Origin of the sequence: Prevotella nigrescens (assembly GCF_031191185.1) — a bacterium.
Classification (GTDB): domain Bacteria; phylum Bacteroidota; class Bacteroidia; order Bacteroidales; family Bacteroidaceae; genus Prevotella; species Prevotella nigrescens.
In genome coordinates this window covers 718,485-734,390 of record NZ_CP133465.1, presented here as the reverse complement: position 1 = coordinate 734,390, position 15,906 = coordinate 718,485, and the positions used below count along the sequence as shown (strand labels likewise).

Here is a 15,906-nt window from a genome sequence, read left to right as displayed (position 1 = left end):
TCTACAGTCTTGCCTGTGTCAACATGTCAAAGAACGATGCCATAAATGCAACGCTGTGGACGGTGCAACATGACGGGTGGAGAATAACGGATTCGAACCGTTGACCCCCTGCTTGCAAAGCAGGTGCTCTAGCCAACTGAGCTAATCCCCCGAAAAGAAACTAAGAGAAGCGTAGTCCCAGGCAGACTTGAACTGCCGACCTCCACATTATCAGTGTGGCGCTCTAACCAGCTGAGCTATAGGACTGAGTCGAGCAAGAGCCGGGGCGGCTTCCACCTGGCTTCCTTCATTTCCATATTGCAGGACAAAGACGATAGCACAAGAAGAGAAACTTCCTGACGGTTCATGCTGCAGGCGCAACGCGCCATGCAGAAAATGCCGGCCTGTAAAAGTCCCATCCAGAAAGGAGGTGTTCCAGCCGCACCTTCCGGTACGGCTACCTTGTTACGACTTAGCCCCAATCACCGGTCTTGCCCTAGGTCGCTCCTCGCGGTCACGAACTTCAGGCACCCCCGGCTTTCATGGCTTGACGGGCGGTGTGTACAAGGCCCGGGAACGTATTCACCGCGCCATGGCTGATGCGCGATTACTAGCGAATCCAGCTTCGTGGGGTCGGGTTGCAGACCCCAGTCCGAACTGGGACCGGATTTCAAGATTGGATGCAACTTGCATTACACCGTCCCTCTGTACCGGCCATTGTAACACGTGTGTAGCCCCGGACGTAAGGGCCGTGCTGATTTGACGTCATCCCCACCTTCCTCGCACCTTGCGGTGGCAGTGTCCCCAGAGTGCCCGGCATCACCCGATGGCAACTGGGAAAGGGGGTTGCGCTCGTTATGGCACTTAAGCCGACACCTCACGGCACGAGCTGACGACAACCATGCAGCACCTTCACAGACGCCCCGAAGGGAAGCCCACGTCTCTGTGGGCAGCGACTGCAATTCAAGCCCGGGTAAGGTTCCTCGCGTATCATCGAATTAAACCACATGTTCCTCCGCTTGTGCGGGCCCCCGTCAATTCCTTTGAGTTTCACCGTTGCCGGCGTACTCCCCAGGTGGGATGCTTAATGCTTTCGCTTGGCCGCAGGCGCAGGGCGCCAACGGCGGGCATCCATCGTTTACAGTGCGGACTACCAGGGTATCTAATCCTGTTCGATACCCGCACCTTCGAGCTTAAGCGTCAGTAACACTCCCGCAGGCTGCCTTCGCGATCGGAGTTCCTCATGATATCTAAGCATTTCACCGCTACACCATGAATTCCGCCTGCGCTGCGTGTACTCAAGTCTGACAGTTCGCGCTGCAAGTTAAATGTTGAGCACCTAAATTTCACAACACGCTTAACAGACCGCCTACACTCCCTTTAAACCCAATAAATCCGGATAACGCCCGGACCTTCCGTATTACCGCGGCTGCTGGCACGGAATTAGCCGGTCCTTATTCATGAGGTACATGCAATGGCGCACACGTGCGCCACTTTATTCCCACATAAAAGCAGTTTACAACCCATAGGGCCGTCATCCTGCACGCTACTTGGCTGGTTCAGACTTGCGTCCATTGACCAATATTCCTCACTGCTGCCTCCCGTAGGAGTTTGGACCGTGTCTCAGTTCCAATGTGGGGGACCTTCCTCTCAGAACCCCTACTGATCGTCGCCTTGGTGGGCCGTTGCCCCGCCAACAAGCTAATCAGACGCATCCCCATCCCTTACCGGAAAACCTTTGTTTCATATCGGATGCCGTCAATGAAACACATCGGGTATTAGGCCGTCTTTCAACGGGGTATCCCCAAGTAAGGGGCAGGTTGGATACGCGATACTCACCCGTGCGCCGGTCGACGTCCAGAATGTGCAAGCACATAATGCCGTTTCCCCACGACTTGCATGTGTTAAGCCTGTAGCCAGCGTTCATCCTGAGCCAGGATCAAACTCTCCATTGTAAAATATCCCATGGAACGGGAACACGAATGGCACGAAGGCCATCGGAATGCCCCGTCCCGTAATCTGCCCGGGACCAATTATCAATTGGCATCAAGTTCATGCACCTAAAAAAAATGACCAGGTCGTTTCTTTTACCCATCTGCCGTCCCGCAAGGAGCGGCAGACGCTTCTCGTACTACTTCTCTGTCCATGTAAATCCTATCAAAGAACGATGCCCAACGACAGCACGACAAACGTGCCGGCCGTAAAAGCGAGTGCAAAGGTAGGACAAAAAATAATAACAACCAAACTTTTCGCAGAAAAAAATGACTTTTTTGCAAAATAGCTCTTCTAAATGGGTAAAGCTATGTAAGACTGATAGGATACACCTTATTATATTATAAAGTAATTTATTTACATATCTAAGACGAAAGTGCCAGATATCTGAAACGAGAGAGACAGATTTCTGATTTTACCATTGCATTTAGTAATGAAATTAGTTGATTATAATGTACCACATATCATACCTTACACAAAGAACATTACAAGTACTTGGGCTATGATGACGCGAATAAACATTCCTAACGGATAGACTGTGGCGTAACTAATATTAGAAGTCTCGCCTTTAGTTGTGTCATTGGCATAAACCAGCGCCATTGGGTTTGCCATTGCACCGCAAAGTATTCCGCAAATAGAGCCAAAGTCATATTTTTTTGTTCGTAAGGCTATAAGTGCTATAATAAAAATTGGCAACACTGTAAGCAAGAAGCCTAATCCAACCCACATTAGACCTTCGGGACGGAATACTGTATCTAAAAATCCTCTACCGGCATCTAAACCGATACAAGCTAAATAGAGTGATAGTCCTAATTTGCGTAGCATAAGCGATGCGCTGCGAGTGGTATAGGACACCATGTGGAAACGTGGAGCAAATGTTCCAACCAATATTCCCATAATAATTGGTCCTCCAGCAATGCCCAAGCGAATGGGAGATTCCATACCTGGAAGGTTGATAGGAATAGTCCCGATAGCAAGACCAAGTATCATTCCGAGGAAAATATTGCCAAGGTTAGGTTCATTCAGTGTTTTTACAGAGTTACCTAAGAAATGTTCAGCGTGATCTATGTCTCGCGGTGTTCCGACAATAGTAAGATGATCGCCATAGCGCAGGCGCAAATCTTCAGTGGCAAGCAGCTTGATATCTCCACGCACCACACGGCTAACATTTACATTATACATATCGCGCAAACGTAGTTGACCGAGCAGTTTGCCATTGAGTTCGCTCTTTGTAAGCACAATAATGCGACTTTCAACATTCGAATCTATCTTATTCCAATCTATTTGTTCTTTGTTCCAATCACGACGGACGGTCTGACCAAACAAAATCTCCATACTTGCAACATCGTCCTTGTTGGCTATAACAAGCAGATTATCGTGATTTTCTAACACAGTAGAACCTTGTGGAAGTATGACTTCTTCGTCGCGCCAGATACGAGAGATAATAAATTTGGTGTGAGTATCCTGAGAAATCTCTGCAATAGTCTTGCCGATGATGGCAGGATTAACCACAACGTATTGCCCAACGTATGTATGATTTTCTTCATCAGTACCTTTTAATTCTAAATCGTCGGGCTTTACAAAGAACTTCCGCAATAAAATCATAGCGAAAATAACGCCAACCACACCAAGCGGATAGGTTACAGCCGTTGCAAGAGCTGCACGACTACTGTTCACCCCCATGTGCTCTAAGGCTTGTTGTGCTGCACCGAGAGCTGGCGTGTTCGTTGTTGCACCGCTAAGAATACCAACCATGTCGCTCATAGGCACGTTAAGTGCGTATGTTAGTGCGACAGCCATAACTGTTCCTAACAGAATAACGGCCAAAGACCACATGTTTAATGCTTTTCCTTCATGTAACAGAGAACTAAAAAAGTTAGGACCAACGTGCAATCCTAACGTATATACGAACAATACCAGCCCAAATGTTTCGCAATAGTTTAGCATCTGAGCGTCCATATTAAAACCAAAGTTACCCACGGCAATGCCTATGAAAAATACAAATGCCACTCCTAAAGATACTCCACCAAACTTTATTTTGCCTAAAGCAAGTCCAGCAGCACACACAAGCGAAACTATAATTACACCTTGGAGTGCAGAGTGAATGTTGAAAAGTCCGTTTATCCAATCCATCTTACTATCTTCTTAAGCTATTCTTAGTAGTTTAATGTGATTTGTTTCTTACGCATTCTATTGATATTTCAAGTGCAAAGGTACTGTAAACTAAGAAAATAGCAAAATAAAACTATATTATCTTTCTCCCCAGTCCCCTCGATCAAGACTTCTGTAGCCAATAGCCTCTGCAATATGGTGTACTTGTACCTTGGGCAAAGCTTCGAGGTCGGCTATTGTTCGTGCTACTTTCAGGATACGGTTATAGGCACGTGCCGAGAGCTTAAGGTTTTCCATAGCTTTCCTAAGTATTTCGAGCGATTGCTCATCGGGCTCAACAAACTCATGAATCATACGTTCCGACATTTGCGCATTGCAATGAATGTTTGGATAATTCTTAAATCTTTCTGTCTGAATATGGCGTGCTCGCAACACACGTTCGCGTATATTGGCACTCGACTCGCCTTGTTCTGCTTTTGATAAGTCTTTGAATGGGAGCGGAGATATTTCGCATTGTATATCAATACGGTCGAGTAACGGACCAGATATTTTAGAAAGGTAACGTTGTATCTGCCCTGGCGTGCACACACAATGGTGTGTAATATCACCATAATAGCCACAAGGGCAAGGATTCATACTTGCTACAAACATAAAACTGCAAGGATATGTAACCGTGTATTTAGCTCTTGAAATGGTGATAGCTCGGTCTTCTAACGGTTGCCGCAATACTTCAAGCGTATGTTTGCTGAATTCTGGTAGCTCGTCACAGAATAAAACACCATTATGCGCTAAGGTTATTTCGCCTGGCATTGGGTTTGTTCCACCGCCAACTAAAGCAATCTCAGAGATAGTATGGTGCGGACTACGAAACGGTCGTTGTGTTATCAGTCCCGTATTCTTCCTTAATTTTCCAGCAATGGAGTGGATTTGCGTTGTTTCCAGACTTTCTGAAAGAGCCAAGGGTGGCAGTATAGAAGGAAGCCGCTTCGCCATCATACTCTTTCCGCTACCTGGCGGTCCAATCATAATAACGTTGTGCGAACCTGCGGCAGCCACCTCTAATGCTCGCTTTACGTTCTCCTGGCCACGAACGTCGGCAAAATCCAGGTCACTCGTGTACTGGTTCTCATAAAATTCCTTACGAGTGTCTACTTCGCAAGGTGTTTTCGTACAAGCATCGTTAAGAAAGCTGATGACTTCACCAATGTTCTCCATACCGTAAACTTCGAGCGTGTCAACTACAGCTGCTTCGTGTTCGTTTACTTTTGGTACAATTAATCCCTTAAACTTTTCTGCCCGCGCCTTGATTGCTATTGGCAATGCTCCTTTAATGGATTGCAATGTACCGTCAAGACTTAATTCTCCCACAAGCATGTATTCGCCAAGATGTTCTGATTTTATTTTTTCGGTTGCACCAAGAATAGCAATTGCGAGAGGTAAATCGAAACTGGAGCCTTCCTTTCGAAGGTCTGCCGGTGCAAGATTGGCGGTTATGTCGGCAACAGGAAATGAATATCCGTTGTTCAGCAATGCCGCAGCAATACGGTCATGACTTTCTTTTACAGCCACGTCAGCCAATCCCGTGAGATGAAACATCACCCCTCTTGTTATGCAAACTTCCACTGTAACCATTGTAACTTCCATACCGTTTACAGCAGCACAATATGTTTTTACAAGCATTTAGGTTTAAAACTTAATCATTCTATTCCTGAGCGTATTTGCATTTACCCTACGTTCGGTTATCTTTCCATTGTTTAAGATAATGTTGTCGGGTATGTATGTCAGCCCAAGCGTCTTTATCAGTTTACTCTCCAACATCTCTCCATCGCAGATATTGGGGAAAATTATGCCGTTTTCCTTGATATATTGTCGTGCGCTCTTTGCAGACGGGTCTAAGCAAATGCCAATTACCACAGCTTCTTTCTTTTTCACAGCACTATTAAGCGTTTGCAAAATGTCTTTACTTTCATCGCTCCAAGAGACCCATGTACATATTATAACGTTCTTGCCATTTAGCTTCGAACTGGTAATAATGTTCCCATCAAGGTCTTTGGTTACGAATTTCGGCAATGGTTGTCCCACGCTTCCATTCTGCAGACTTCGCAGATATTGTGTCAAACGCGCCAAAGCCCCATTCTTTGGCTGTTCTTTTTCCATTAGTCGTATAAGTTCGGCTATTTGCTTATAGTTTGCCTTCCTATCATTAATAAGATAGCGTTCTGTCAGGTAAATACTAACAAGAGACTCAGGATGTTCCTTAACAAACCTATTAGCCTCTTTTACGACCTCTGGTGGCGACGCTACAGCAGTTTCTTTTCGAAACTTTCCCATCAGTTCATTATCGTCCGTACCCTTCACCTCCATCTCTTTCAGGTGTGAAGCATCTGCTTTTATTTCAACAGAGCCACCTGGTTCTGCAAAGATAGCATGTGTAGAAAAGTTAGGAAATACAAGAATAAGTGTCCCATTGAACTGACATGGTACTTCGTAAGCAAACCGTCCGCCTTTTATCTGGATAGTATCGAGTCCGTCCATCACTCCGTCTGGACTATAAACAAATAGCTGTCCTTGATTAACATGCAGCAACCTACCATCAATTTTAAAGTATCCGCTGTGCTTTCCACAAGAAACCAATAGCAAAGACAGTAACAAAAAACCAACTATTCGCTTCATGTGAGACAATGGTTTAATAGGTTTTATAAAAGTAAAAAGCTAAACAGAGAAAGATCTCATTTACACTTTGCATTCTTAAAATACGAAAACGTATCTCGAAAGGTGCCGCGAGCGGGACTTGAACCCGCACAGCCATTACTGGCCAAGGGATTTTAAGTCCCTCGTGTCTACCAATTCCACCATTGCGGCAAACCGAGTGCAAAGATAACACTAATTATCTGAAACCACAAGATAATTGATATTTTTTTGTATTCTCCGCATCATTTTCGTTGCTATACATGTAAACACAACACCTAATACACGTGCAGCATTCCGTTTGGGCCTGTGGTGCTTGCCCTATATCGCGTCATTGTCTTGCCTTTTTCGCCACTTACAATATTGCCACCCGTATTAAGGTTATAAGTTCTATGGCATGTCTTGCAAGTCGCAATACCTGTTCCATTAACAGTAAGCTCGTAGTTACGTAGTGGCAGAGCATTTATGTCAAAACAATTAGGACATTGCAGGTCGTAAGCATAGAACCGTGCAGGCGTGTCAAGGTTGCCAAATCCCACTATTAAGCCATTGTTCATACCTATTCGCAAGTAGCTTTGCAGACGCTCATCAATGGCGTTGAATCGTTTTTCCGACCCTAATCCTTGATTGTTCTTAAAGTAAAAGTAGTAGATTCCGTCCTTATAGAGTGGTTTTATGGTCGTGAATACACCAGACGAAAGCACATTCATTGAACTGGCAAGCGTTGCATCGAGGTGCACACTGTTATCAATGGATAGATTGCAATGGTAATCGCTATATTCGTAATTTATGATATCGCTGCACGCTATGGTGGTAAACAATATTGAAAGTGTTACTATCCCCTCTCCTATTATATTCTTTATTTTCATTAATCTTTGTCCTTTTACACATAAATCTTACTTGTAATAACGTTGAACAATTGTATTTATTGAGACAACAAAACCATAAAATAGTATAAAAAGGCACCCAATAACAAAATTATAGTTACTTTTGCTAACGTTATGAGAGGTTATCAGATTATATTTACACTTTTGTTCTTGTTTGTCTCTACGAATGTTTTTGCTCAAGAACATATCAATCCGGAAGATCGTGTGGTAGACTTAAACTCTCCCACTTTCGTTCCAATGGTGCATATTGGTAAGGCGAAAGTAGGACAAGACAGTGTTCAATACGTGCGTACCAACACTATTTACATCTACCCTCCTATGGAATTTAAGAACGACAAGCAGCGTCAAGCCTACAATCGTTTGGTGTATAATATAAAGAAAGTACTGCCACTGGCTAAAGAATGCAATCAAATTATATTGGAAACAGGTGCTTATTTGCAAACTATTCCGACGAAAAAGGAACGCGATGCACTTACAAAAGCTGTGGAAAAGGAGTTAAAACAAAAGTATACACCTCGTATTAAGAAGCTAACTTACTCTCAAGGCAAGCTCCTTATTAAGCTTATTGACCGCGAAACCCACTCTACAGGCTACGAACTCATACAAGCTTTCCTTGGTCCTGTACGTGCCGGCTTCTACCAAGCCTTTGCGTGGGTGTTTGGTGCAAGCCTTAAAAAACGGTACGACCCTAAAGGTGCCGACCGTCTTGTGGAGAGAATAGTGTCGCAAGTAGAGGCTGGACAGCTGTGATAACGTGTTTTACACACGCTTTAAATTATTTTTTATTGCTGCTTTTTGGGTATTCCGATTTACGAATAACGTTTGTTTCGAAACAGATATTTACAAAAAATAAGCACTGAATCAACCTCTATGTAATCGTTATTTAGTATTTTCTTACTCGAACGGTATCGTTGCCAATGCCTCGGCAATCTTCTCTATGCCCTCTTTCAGCGGTCCAGATACCATCGTTTTCGCAAAGAAAGGAATGTCGGCATCTATGGTCAGTTTCATCTTTGAAGATGTTTCGCTTACCGGAAGTATCTGGATCCAGAAATTGAACGACATCGGCGAGTTCTCGCTTGCAAACTTAATGGTCTTTGGTTCGTCGCGTTCTACAATGCGCATAGATACCTGTCCTACCGGCGAAACGTTGATGGAAATGGCATCTTTGTCGAAAGTCAGGTCTTTCAACTTGTCTTCCGGCACTTTGTTTTTTATGCGTTCAATGTTCGTAAGGTCGCTCAGCATGTTGTAGACACTCTGCTGAGGATAAGCGATTTGCTTTATGCTACTTTCAAATTTGCTCATGCTTACTTCCTCCAATTAGCCGGATCACGACGCCATTCGTCGAGCATTGGCACGTCTTCCTTACTGATATATCCTATTTCTAAAGCCTTTTCCACAACGTTCTGATAGTCGGTGAGCGTTACCAACTGCACTTTGGCTTCCCTAAAAGCCTCTTCTGCCACTGGAAAACCGTAGGTGTACGATGCTACCATGCCTACTACTTCAAAGCCAGCCTCGCGCAATGCAGCCACAGCCTTAAGCGATGAGCCGCCTGTAGATATCAAATCTTCCACCACAACAACCTTTGCGCCTTCTGGCAGTTGCCCTTCTATCTGGTTCTTCATACCGTGATCCTTTGGCTTTGGGCGGACGTATGCATACGGCAGAGCCAGTTCTTCTGCCACTAACGCCCCCTGTGCAATGGCACCGGTGGCAACTCCAGCCACAGCAGTGGCTTCAGGGAAGTGCGACAGTATGGCATGCACCAGTTCCAACTTTACAAACGAGCGCACATCGTGGTACGACAAGGTCTTTCGATTGTCGCAATAGAAAGGCGATTTCCACCCGCTTGCCCATGTAAAGGGGTCGTTGGGCTGCAGTTTAATGGCTTTAATATCGAGCAGTTTGCCTGCGAATATTTTCTTTAAATCTTCCATAAATTGTGTAATATGCTTCTGTTTATGTTGCAAAGATAACGAATTACGAATGATGTGCAAAGCGAACAGTAATGTATTTTCGTCGCAACACAATAAAAATGCAAATCTATCAACCTGCTGCATCGCTGCAAACAACCACTATTTCCTATGTATTCCAGGAATACGAAGGATATTAGCTATTCTATGATACCTATGTACCTATTTTGTAAACATAATTTTAAAGAAAAACAATAGTTACGCTTTTGCATTGCAAAAACCACCCTTTTGGCTTCCAAAAACCCTTGTTTTGCACGCCAAAACAGGCTCTTTTGCAATGAGAAACAGCCCATTTTATAAAGTGCTGATAACAATGCTGTTATGCGAGTACTTCTTTTTATGAAAATATTTACACTTCCATCGTGTGCGTTTCAAAGGTAATTACAGGTGCGAATTCGTCGAAAAACAAGGGTGGTTCGTCGAAAATAATTTGTAGATACTGCAGAATAAGGTTACCTTTGTAGTGGTTTGAAACAACTTTTGCAACAAAAAAGATTATTATGCAGACAATAAAAGCGTGGTTGAAGAAACGCAGTGTAGTGATATTTCTTGCACAAATAGGCATTTACTTTATGCTTACTGCAACGTGGTGTGTAGTGGTATATATCACCGAACGAGACCCATGGGTAGCTATGGCTTCGGCGCGCACCAACGCTGTTATGTTCTTTCTGCTCCTCGTGGTCTTCATGGCAAACTTCTATGTGCTTGTTCCGTATCTCTACGAAGATAAAAGTAAGCTGCGCCGATGGTTGTTTTGGTTGGTAGAATTTGCCTTGGTATTTTTACTGAACTACGACTTGTTCTTCCCACGCAGCAATACAGACCATGGTGTGGTGGTACATTTGTACTACTATCAGTTCGCTATTATCTGGCTGGTTCTTAACTATGTCGTGGCGATTGCAGCCATTTCCGTGCGCTATTTTATACGTCAGAGCGACCTTCGGAAGCAACTTTTAGAAGAAAAACAGCGCAATACGGAAGCCGAACTGGCTTGGCTGAAGAACCAATTGAACCCGCATTTCCTTTTCAATACGCTCAACAACATCTCTTCTTTGACGCAGATTGATGCCGATGAGGCGCAAAACTCTATCGGCGAACTATCCGATTTGCTGCGTTATGCGCTCTACGAAACGCAGCAAAAGGAAGTGTCGCTGTGCGGAGAAATTGCCTTTATGGAAAACTATATCTCCCTGATGGCACTGCGTTGCGACAAGAACGTGAAGATAACAACGCATTTCGATGTTCCCGACACGGCACGAACCATTGCGCCCATGCTGTTTCTGTCGCCCATCGAGAACGCTTTCAAACACGGTGTGAGCAGCGGAAAGCCGTCGTTTATTGACATTTCGCTGACTGAAGAGAACGGTTTCTTGGTGTTCTCTTGCCAGAACAGCAACCACCCGAAAGACAGCTGCGACCGCAGTGGCAGCGGCATTGGCATAGAGAATATGCGCAAACGCTTGGAGCTGATGTATGCCAAACGCTACGAAATGAGCCAAACGGTGGAACGGGGAGTCTACAAGTTGCAGATAAAAATAAGAACAAGAAGTTAATATATACCTATGAATCTAACGTGTATTATCGTAGACGACGAACCTTTAGCCATACGGCTATTAGAGAATTTTGTGGAACGTACACCTTTTTTGGTGCTCAAGGCATCGTTCACCGACTCTATTTCGGCTTTACAGACCATCAAAAACGATGTTGTAGACCTATTGTTTCTCGATATTCAAATGCCCGACCTGAATGGTATGGAGTTTTCGCGTATGGTGCCATCGCGCACTCGCATCATCTTTACAACAGCGTTCAAGGAATATGCTTTCGACAGCTACGAGGTGAATGCACTCGACTTCTTGCTGAAGCCAATACGCTACGACAAGTTCTTAACGGCTGCAGAAAAAGCCAGGGACTGGTTCGAAAGGCTGCCGCAACCCATAAACAACCAAAGGACGACGGTGTTTCTGAAGGCTGACGGAGAGTTGCAGCAAGTGCCGCTCACCGATGTCGTTTATGTGGAAGGAATGAAAGATTATGTCATCTTCCACCTTTCCGATCGCCGACTGGTTACACACATGACCATGAAAGCTGTGGAAGAGCTGCTCCCTTCTGCCCATTTCATGCGTGTAAGCCGTTCGTATATTGTGGCATTGGATAAAATAAGAAAGGTAGATAGGAACGATTGCATCTACATTGGCAACGAGATAATACACGTTACCGATGCTTTTCTTGCACCCTTCAAGGAATATTTGGAAGAGCGCAAGCGGTAGGTTTTCAGTTTCTCACAACATATACGGCAATGGTTTTCAGCCGCACATAGTTGTAGCTTAGATACATAAAACCACCAAAACGGTTGTGTTTTCCCCAGCTATTCTTACAAATAAAGTATTTGTTACCCGCCTCGTCGTGGGCTATTCCCATTATCTCCATGCAATGGTCGTCGGTAGTTTGGTAGGTTTCAAAAGCCTTTTGGCGTTGCACTTGTGTAGGCAATTGGTTGTCGTTGTCTAACTTTGCTATGCCTTCTGCGAACGAGAAGCCATCTTCGGACGTGTCGCCCTCCCAGCAAACAGGGTGTCCCGAGCGCACAGACTGCTCCATGCAGTGCATCAAAGTGTCGATGGGAACATTTAAAAAGGTGTCGTGAAAATAGTTGTCGGGCACTTCCAAGGGGAAGTACGTGCCGAAAGGGTGATGTGTAAAGCTCGTTAAAGCTAAGTATTCGTCGCTTTTACATACGCTGTGGGCAAACTCTTGCGGTGTGTAAATGGCTCGATAAAGAAACACTTGCCTTGGAACAGCACCTATTTCATCGTCCAACATAGTGTTAATATAACCAATCTGTTCGGCTACATTGCTTGTCTTAGGTGCTAAAACTGCCTGACTGAGTTTGCGTTCAATAACCTTATAGCTTGTGTCTCCTCGCTTATGGTAGGCATCGAAGTGGTATAAGCCGTAGGTTTGAATAAGGTCTATCAGCATTCCAGCCATTCCGCGAGTGGTAATAGTCGTACCCTGATTGGGCAAAACCGCATTTCGGGTTCTTGTCAATAGGCTTTTCGTAGCCTGTTCTGCCAAATACATACGCGCAACATAGTCGGGACTGAGGTTCACGGAGTCGCCTTGCATCAGGTGTTCGGTCTCTATTGTAGCCAGCATGGCATACGCCCAGCACAGCGAACTCTGTCCTTGGTCTTTCACGGGAGTAGTCCGCAACCGCACTTCATCGGTAAAACGGTGAGTAGGAAACTTCTGTCCGGCTTGCTTTGCACACCCTACAAGAAGGAACAAAGCAAGTGTTCTGAAAACTATTTTCTTCATTTTTAGCTTGTAACCAACAGAGGAATACTCTCAATTGGCACTGCTCTTACAGGGTGTAAATAAGCTGAATGAGTGTTTGTCCAACCGCCTGCAGTGTTGCACGGTCTATGTGTTCCATCGTATCGCTTACGGTATGCCATGTCGGTCCGAACGAACTCTGTGCGCAATCAGGATAGTAAGGAATAATATCGATAGCAGGAATGCCGGCTATTTTGTTGAGTGGTTCGTGGTCGTCGGTAACCATTCCGCCTGTTGCTTCAGGGAAATACGACTCGAAACCGGCACTCTTTGCAGCCTTCCATACACGGTCTACCACATCGGGAGCATATTGCAGAGACATTCCTTCCTTATAGAACTGAGCGCCTTCGCCCCCAACCATGTCGAGCAAAACACCGAACTTAGGGTGGATTGCAAGTGGCAGGTTCTTTGCAAAATAGTTGGAACCCAAAGCCCAACTGTCGCCTGCCTGATCCTGATAACGGGTTTCCCACTGCGGAACGCCCCAGTCTTCAGCGTCGAAACAAACGAAATCGACACCTACGTTCAGCGTGCTGTCGGCTTGTAACTGGCGTGCTAATTCTATCATAACGCCAACCCCAGAGGCTCCGTCGTTGGCTGCCATAACAGGTTTCTTGTGGTTGGTAGAGTCAGGGTCGTTGTCTGCCCACGGCCTACTGTCCCAGTGTGCACAGAGCAAGATGCGCCGTTGTGCGTTGGGATTGGTGCGGGCGATGATGTTTGTCGATTTTAATGTCGTGCCGTCATAGGCTTTCAGGTCGGCTTTCTGTGTCTGAACCTCGCAGCCGTATTGCTTGAACTTGCTGATAATCCATTGTTCGCACTTGTCGTGAGCCGACGAATTCATTGTGCGAGGACCGAAATCGCATTGCGCTGCCGTATAGGCGAATGCCGAATCGGGGTTGAATGTAGGCCCCACGGGCTTTGCCGTTGCCACTGTGTCGCTGTCTTTGGTGCTGTTGTTGGTTGTTTTTCCCTTGCAGCTAAAGGTAAGGGCAGCAAGCAAAAGCACTGCCACACCACTGCATAAAAACCTTATTTTTCCGTTCATTGTTGTTCTTTTTATTTTTGTTTGGCTGCCTGTACCTGTGCCATTACGCGCAGCCAGTTGCCTCCCCATATCTTTTCTATGTCGCGTTCGCTGTATTTGCGAGCAAGCAAATGGCGGGTGAAGTTTATCATTTCGCTTGCATCTGCCATTCCACGCACTGTTCCGTCGCCGTCGAAGTCGGTTCCGATACCTACGTGGTCGATACCCATAACATCTATTGCGTGCTCTAAATGCGCAATGGCATCGAGGATTGAAGCCGTTCCGCCTTTGCACAAGAAGCCTTCATAGAGGGTGATGTGTGCCACGCCGCCTTTCTTTGCCAATGCTTTCAGCTGGTCGTCGGTAAGGTTGCGGGGTACGTCGCAGAGGGCTTTGCTGTTGGAATGGCTGCACACAATGGGCTGACTGCTTATTTCAAGCGCATCGTAGAAACTCTTTTCGCCGCCGTGGCTGAGGTCTACCATAATACCGTTGCGGTTCATTTCCTTGATTACTTCAATGCCAAACTTGCTCACGCCGCCGTGAAGGTTGCTCCCTCGTGCCGAATCGCAGATGTCGTTGTCGCCGTTATGGCACAGTGTGATGTACGTAACACCACGTTGTGCGAAGTATTTCACGTTGGCAAGGTTGCCTTCCAAAGCCAAACCGTTTTCAATAGCAAACATAATGCTCTTGCGTCCCTTTCGTTTGTCTTCGTAAAGGTCGGACGGAGTGCGCGCAATACTGAGGTAGCGACTGTTTTCTTTTACTATTTTCTCTATCTTGTTAAAGATTAAATCGGCGTAGGAAGTGGGCGTAAGGTTGTCCAAAACGTCGGTCAGTTCAGGGTTGAAACGCTTTAATCCCTCCACGTCTATCTTTGATGAGAACGTTTCTCCTATGCGTGGCTGAGGCAAGTAGGCTGCCATTGTAACGGCATCTTGGTGTCCTTCCGTCATCTTATGCAGGTCGTAAAGAATGCGCGGGTCGCGTTTGGCAAAGTCTACGCCTTGTGGGAAGAACATAGGAGTGTCGCAATGGGTGTCAAGAGTAAGTATGCGTGTGTGCAGTTGCTTGGCTGTACGGAAGTTGTCGGCTTCGTTTACAAACCATTTGAATAGCCTCTGACCTTCCTCTTCCAGCCATTCCGGGTGCCACTGAACACCTAAGATAGGTTTGAATTCGGCACTTTCCATACACTCTATAACGCCATCGGGAGCGTAAGCCGTTGCTTTAAACCGCTTTCCAGACACAGAAACAGCTTGGTGATGGAAGGAGTTTACAAAGATTTTGTCTTGTTTGTAGATGGAATGAAGTATGGAACCGGACTCTATTGCAATGCTGTGCGTAGGCTCGGTGAAGGCTGCACTCTGATCGTGCTTTAGCTTTGCAGGGCGCAAGGTAGTAACACTTTTCAAGCGTGCGAGCTTCTTCTCTCCTGTTTCCTCGACGATATAAGGGTCGTAAATGTGCTGTTGCACCTTTCCGTTTAACGCAATGGCCAAGACCTGCATACCTCTGCATACGGCGAATATAGGTATTTGGCGATTGTAAGCCAATCGTGTAGTGAGCAGTTCGGATAGGTCTCGCTTATCGTTTATGTTGCCTACGTTGAGCGTTGGCTCTTCGCCAGCCCACAAAGGGTTCACATCGGCACCGCCTGTAAGCAGAAGTCCGTCGATACGGTCGAGTATATTGACGATTACTTGCTTATCTGTGGTAGGGGGAATGAGTAGCGGCGTGCCTCCAGCTTCTATTACTTGCTTATGAAAAACCTCCCGAATGGTAACGTCTTGACCTGAAAAGTTAGTGGTAATACCAATGACTGGTCTGGTGTTTCCTTCAGGATAATGGTCGTAAAGTCCTGCTAAATGAGCGTCTAAGTTATAGTTTTGCATCATAA

12 protein-coding genes, 3 tRNA genes and 1 rRNA gene are annotated in these 15,906 nt (G+C 45.6%); 3 read left to right on the top strand and 13 right to left on the bottom strand.

The window, feature by feature from the left end:
* Nucleotides 1-77: 77 nt before the first annotated feature.
* The 8 genes from RDV52_RS05165 to RDV52_RS05130 all read right to left on the bottom strand — a co-directional run bounded on the left by RDV52_RS05165 (nucleotide 78) and on the right by RDV52_RS05130 (nucleotide 7,640).
* A tRNA-Ala gene (locus RDV52_RS05165) sits at nucleotides 78-151 on the bottom strand.
* 21 nt (nucleotides 152-172) lie between these two features.
* Nucleotides 173-246: transfer RNA gene (locus RDV52_RS05160), tRNA-Ile, on the bottom strand.
* Between the two features lie 156 nt (nucleotides 247-402).
* Nucleotides 403-1,934: ribosomal RNA gene (locus RDV52_RS05155) — 16S ribosomal RNA — on the bottom strand.
* Between the two features lie 508 nt (nucleotides 1,935-2,442).
* A complete protein-coding gene (locus tag RDV52_RS05150) occupies nucleotides 2,443-4,104 on the bottom strand; it encodes a putative transporter (RefSeq protein WP_004366685.1) in 1,662 nt (553 codons plus the stop codon).
* Nucleotides 4,105-4,221: 117 nt separating this feature from the next.
* Entirely contained in the window at nucleotides 4,222-5,763 is a 1,542-nt protein-coding gene (locus RDV52_RS05145) for a YifB family Mg chelatase-like AAA ATPase (RefSeq protein ID WP_004366686.1), read from the bottom strand.
* 6 nt (nucleotides 5,764-5,769) lie between these two features.
* Nucleotides 5,770-6,756, bottom strand: coding sequence for a DUF4369 domain-containing protein (locus tag RDV52_RS05140; RefSeq protein WP_004365120.1), 987 nt, complete (start codon nucleotides 6,754-6,756; stop codon nucleotides 5,770-5,772).
* Nucleotides 6,757-6,859: 103 nt separating this feature from the next.
* Nucleotides 6,860-6,945: transfer RNA gene (locus RDV52_RS05135), tRNA-Leu, on the bottom strand.
* Nucleotides 6,946-7,049: 104 nt separating this feature from the next.
* A complete protein-coding gene (locus tag RDV52_RS05130; protein WP_004365123.1) occupies nucleotides 7,050-7,640 on the bottom strand; it encodes a hypothetical protein in 591 nt (196 codons plus the stop codon).
* 132 nt (nucleotides 7,641-7,772) lie between these two features.
* Between RDV52_RS05130 and RDV52_RS05125 the strand changes: the two genes are divergently transcribed.
* A complete protein-coding gene (locus tag RDV52_RS05125; protein ID WP_004365187.1) occupies nucleotides 7,773-8,408 on the top strand; it encodes a DUF4294 domain-containing protein in 636 nt (211 codons plus the stop codon).
* A gap of 144 nt (nucleotides 8,409-8,552) precedes the next feature.
* Here the strand turns inward: RDV52_RS05125 and RDV52_RS05120 are convergent, their stop codons facing one another.
* A complete protein-coding gene (locus RDV52_RS05120; protein WP_004366687.1) occupies nucleotides 8,553-8,966 on the bottom strand; it encodes an SRPBCC family protein in 414 nt (137 codons plus the stop codon).
* 2 nt (nucleotides 8,967-8,968) lie between these two features.
* Entirely contained in the window at nucleotides 8,969-9,601 is a 633-nt protein-coding gene (gene pyrE / locus RDV52_RS05115; protein ID WP_040556897.1) for an orotate phosphoribosyltransferase, read from the bottom strand.
* A gap of 536 nt (nucleotides 9,602-10,137) precedes the next feature.
* Between pyrE and RDV52_RS05110 the strand changes: the two genes are divergently transcribed.
* Together RDV52_RS05110 and RDV52_RS05105 are read left to right on the top strand one after the other, a co-directional pair.
* Entirely contained in the window at nucleotides 10,138-11,190 is a 1,053-nt protein-coding gene (locus RDV52_RS05110; protein WP_004366690.1) for a sensor histidine kinase, read from the top strand.
* 9 nt (nucleotides 11,191-11,199) lie between these two features.
* A complete protein-coding gene (locus tag RDV52_RS05105) occupies nucleotides 11,200-11,904 on the top strand; it encodes a LytR/AlgR family response regulator transcription factor (RefSeq protein ID WP_004366691.1) in 705 nt (234 codons plus the stop codon).
* A gap of 4 nt (nucleotides 11,905-11,908) precedes the next feature.
* Here RDV52_RS05105 and RDV52_RS05100 read toward each other — a convergent pair whose 3' ends face one another.
* The 3 genes from RDV52_RS05100 to RDV52_RS05090 are packed head-to-tail and all read right to left on the bottom strand — an operon-like array spanning nucleotide 11,909 to nucleotide 15,904.
* On the bottom strand, nucleotides 11,909-12,955 hold the full coding sequence (locus RDV52_RS05100) for a C1 family peptidase (protein ID WP_004366692.1): 1,047 nt from the start codon (nucleotides 12,953-12,955) through the stop codon (nucleotides 11,909-11,911).
* Nucleotides 12,956-13,001: 46 nt separating this feature from the next.
* Nucleotides 13,002-14,024 carry a M28 family peptidase gene (locus tag RDV52_RS05095; RefSeq protein WP_004366693.1) on the bottom strand — a complete coding sequence of 341 codons (1,023 nt, stop codon included), beginning with the start codon at nucleotides 14,022-14,024 and terminating at the stop codon, nucleotides 13,002-13,004.
* 11 nt (nucleotides 14,025-14,035) lie between these two features.
* Nucleotides 14,036-15,904, bottom strand: a complete 1,869-nt coding sequence (locus tag RDV52_RS05090; RefSeq protein ID WP_004366694.1) for a membrane dipeptidase — start codon at nucleotides 15,902-15,904, stop codon at nucleotides 14,036-14,038.
* Between the last annotated feature and the right edge of the window lie 2 nt (nucleotides 15,905-15,906).

What these genes read in the sequence shown, in the direction of transcription:
- RDV52_RS05150 (WP_004366685.1), bottom strand. Translation starts at nt 4,104, where the DNA reads ATGGATTGGATAAACGGACTTTTCAACATTCACTCTGCACTCCAAGGT.
- RDV52_RS05145 (WP_004366686.1), bottom strand. Translation starts at nt 5,763, where the DNA reads ATGCTTGTAAAAACATATTGTGCTGCTGTAAACGGTATGGAAGTTACA.
- RDV52_RS05140 (WP_004365120.1), bottom strand. Translation starts at nt 6,756, where the DNA reads ATGAAGCGAATAGTTGGTTTTTTGTTACTGTCTTTGCTATTGGTTTCT.
- RDV52_RS05130 (WP_004365123.1), bottom strand. Translation starts at nt 7,640, where the DNA reads ATGAAAATAAAGAATATAATAGGAGAGGGGATAGTAACACTTTCAATA.
- RDV52_RS05125 (WP_004365187.1), top strand. Translation starts at nt 7,773, where the DNA reads ATGAGAGGTTATCAGATTATATTTACACTTTTGTTCTTGTTTGTCTCT.
- RDV52_RS05120 (WP_004366687.1), bottom strand. Translation starts at nt 8,966, where the DNA reads ATGAGCAAATTTGAAAGTAGCATAAAGCAAATCGCTTATCCTCAGCAG.
- pyrE (WP_040556897.1), bottom strand. Translation starts at nt 9,601, where the DNA reads ATGGAAGATTTAAAGAAAATATTCGCAGGCAAACTGCTCGATATTAAA.
- RDV52_RS05110 (WP_004366690.1), top strand. Translation starts at nt 10,138, where the DNA reads ATGCAGACAATAAAAGCGTGGTTGAAGAAACGCAGTGTAGTGATATTT.
- RDV52_RS05105 (WP_004366691.1), top strand. Translation starts at nt 11,200, where the DNA reads ATGAATCTAACGTGTATTATCGTAGACGACGAACCTTTAGCCATACGG.
- RDV52_RS05100 (WP_004366692.1), bottom strand. Translation starts at nt 12,955, where the DNA reads ATGAAGAAAATAGTTTTCAGAACACTTGCTTTGTTCCTTCTTGTAGGG.
- RDV52_RS05095 (WP_004366693.1), bottom strand. Translation starts at nt 14,024, where the DNA reads ATGAACGGAAAAATAAGGTTTTTATGCAGTGGTGTGGCAGTGCTTTTG.
- RDV52_RS05090 (WP_004366694.1), bottom strand. Translation starts at nt 15,904, where the DNA reads ATGATGCAAAACTATAACTTAGACGCTCATTTAGCAGGACTTTACGAC.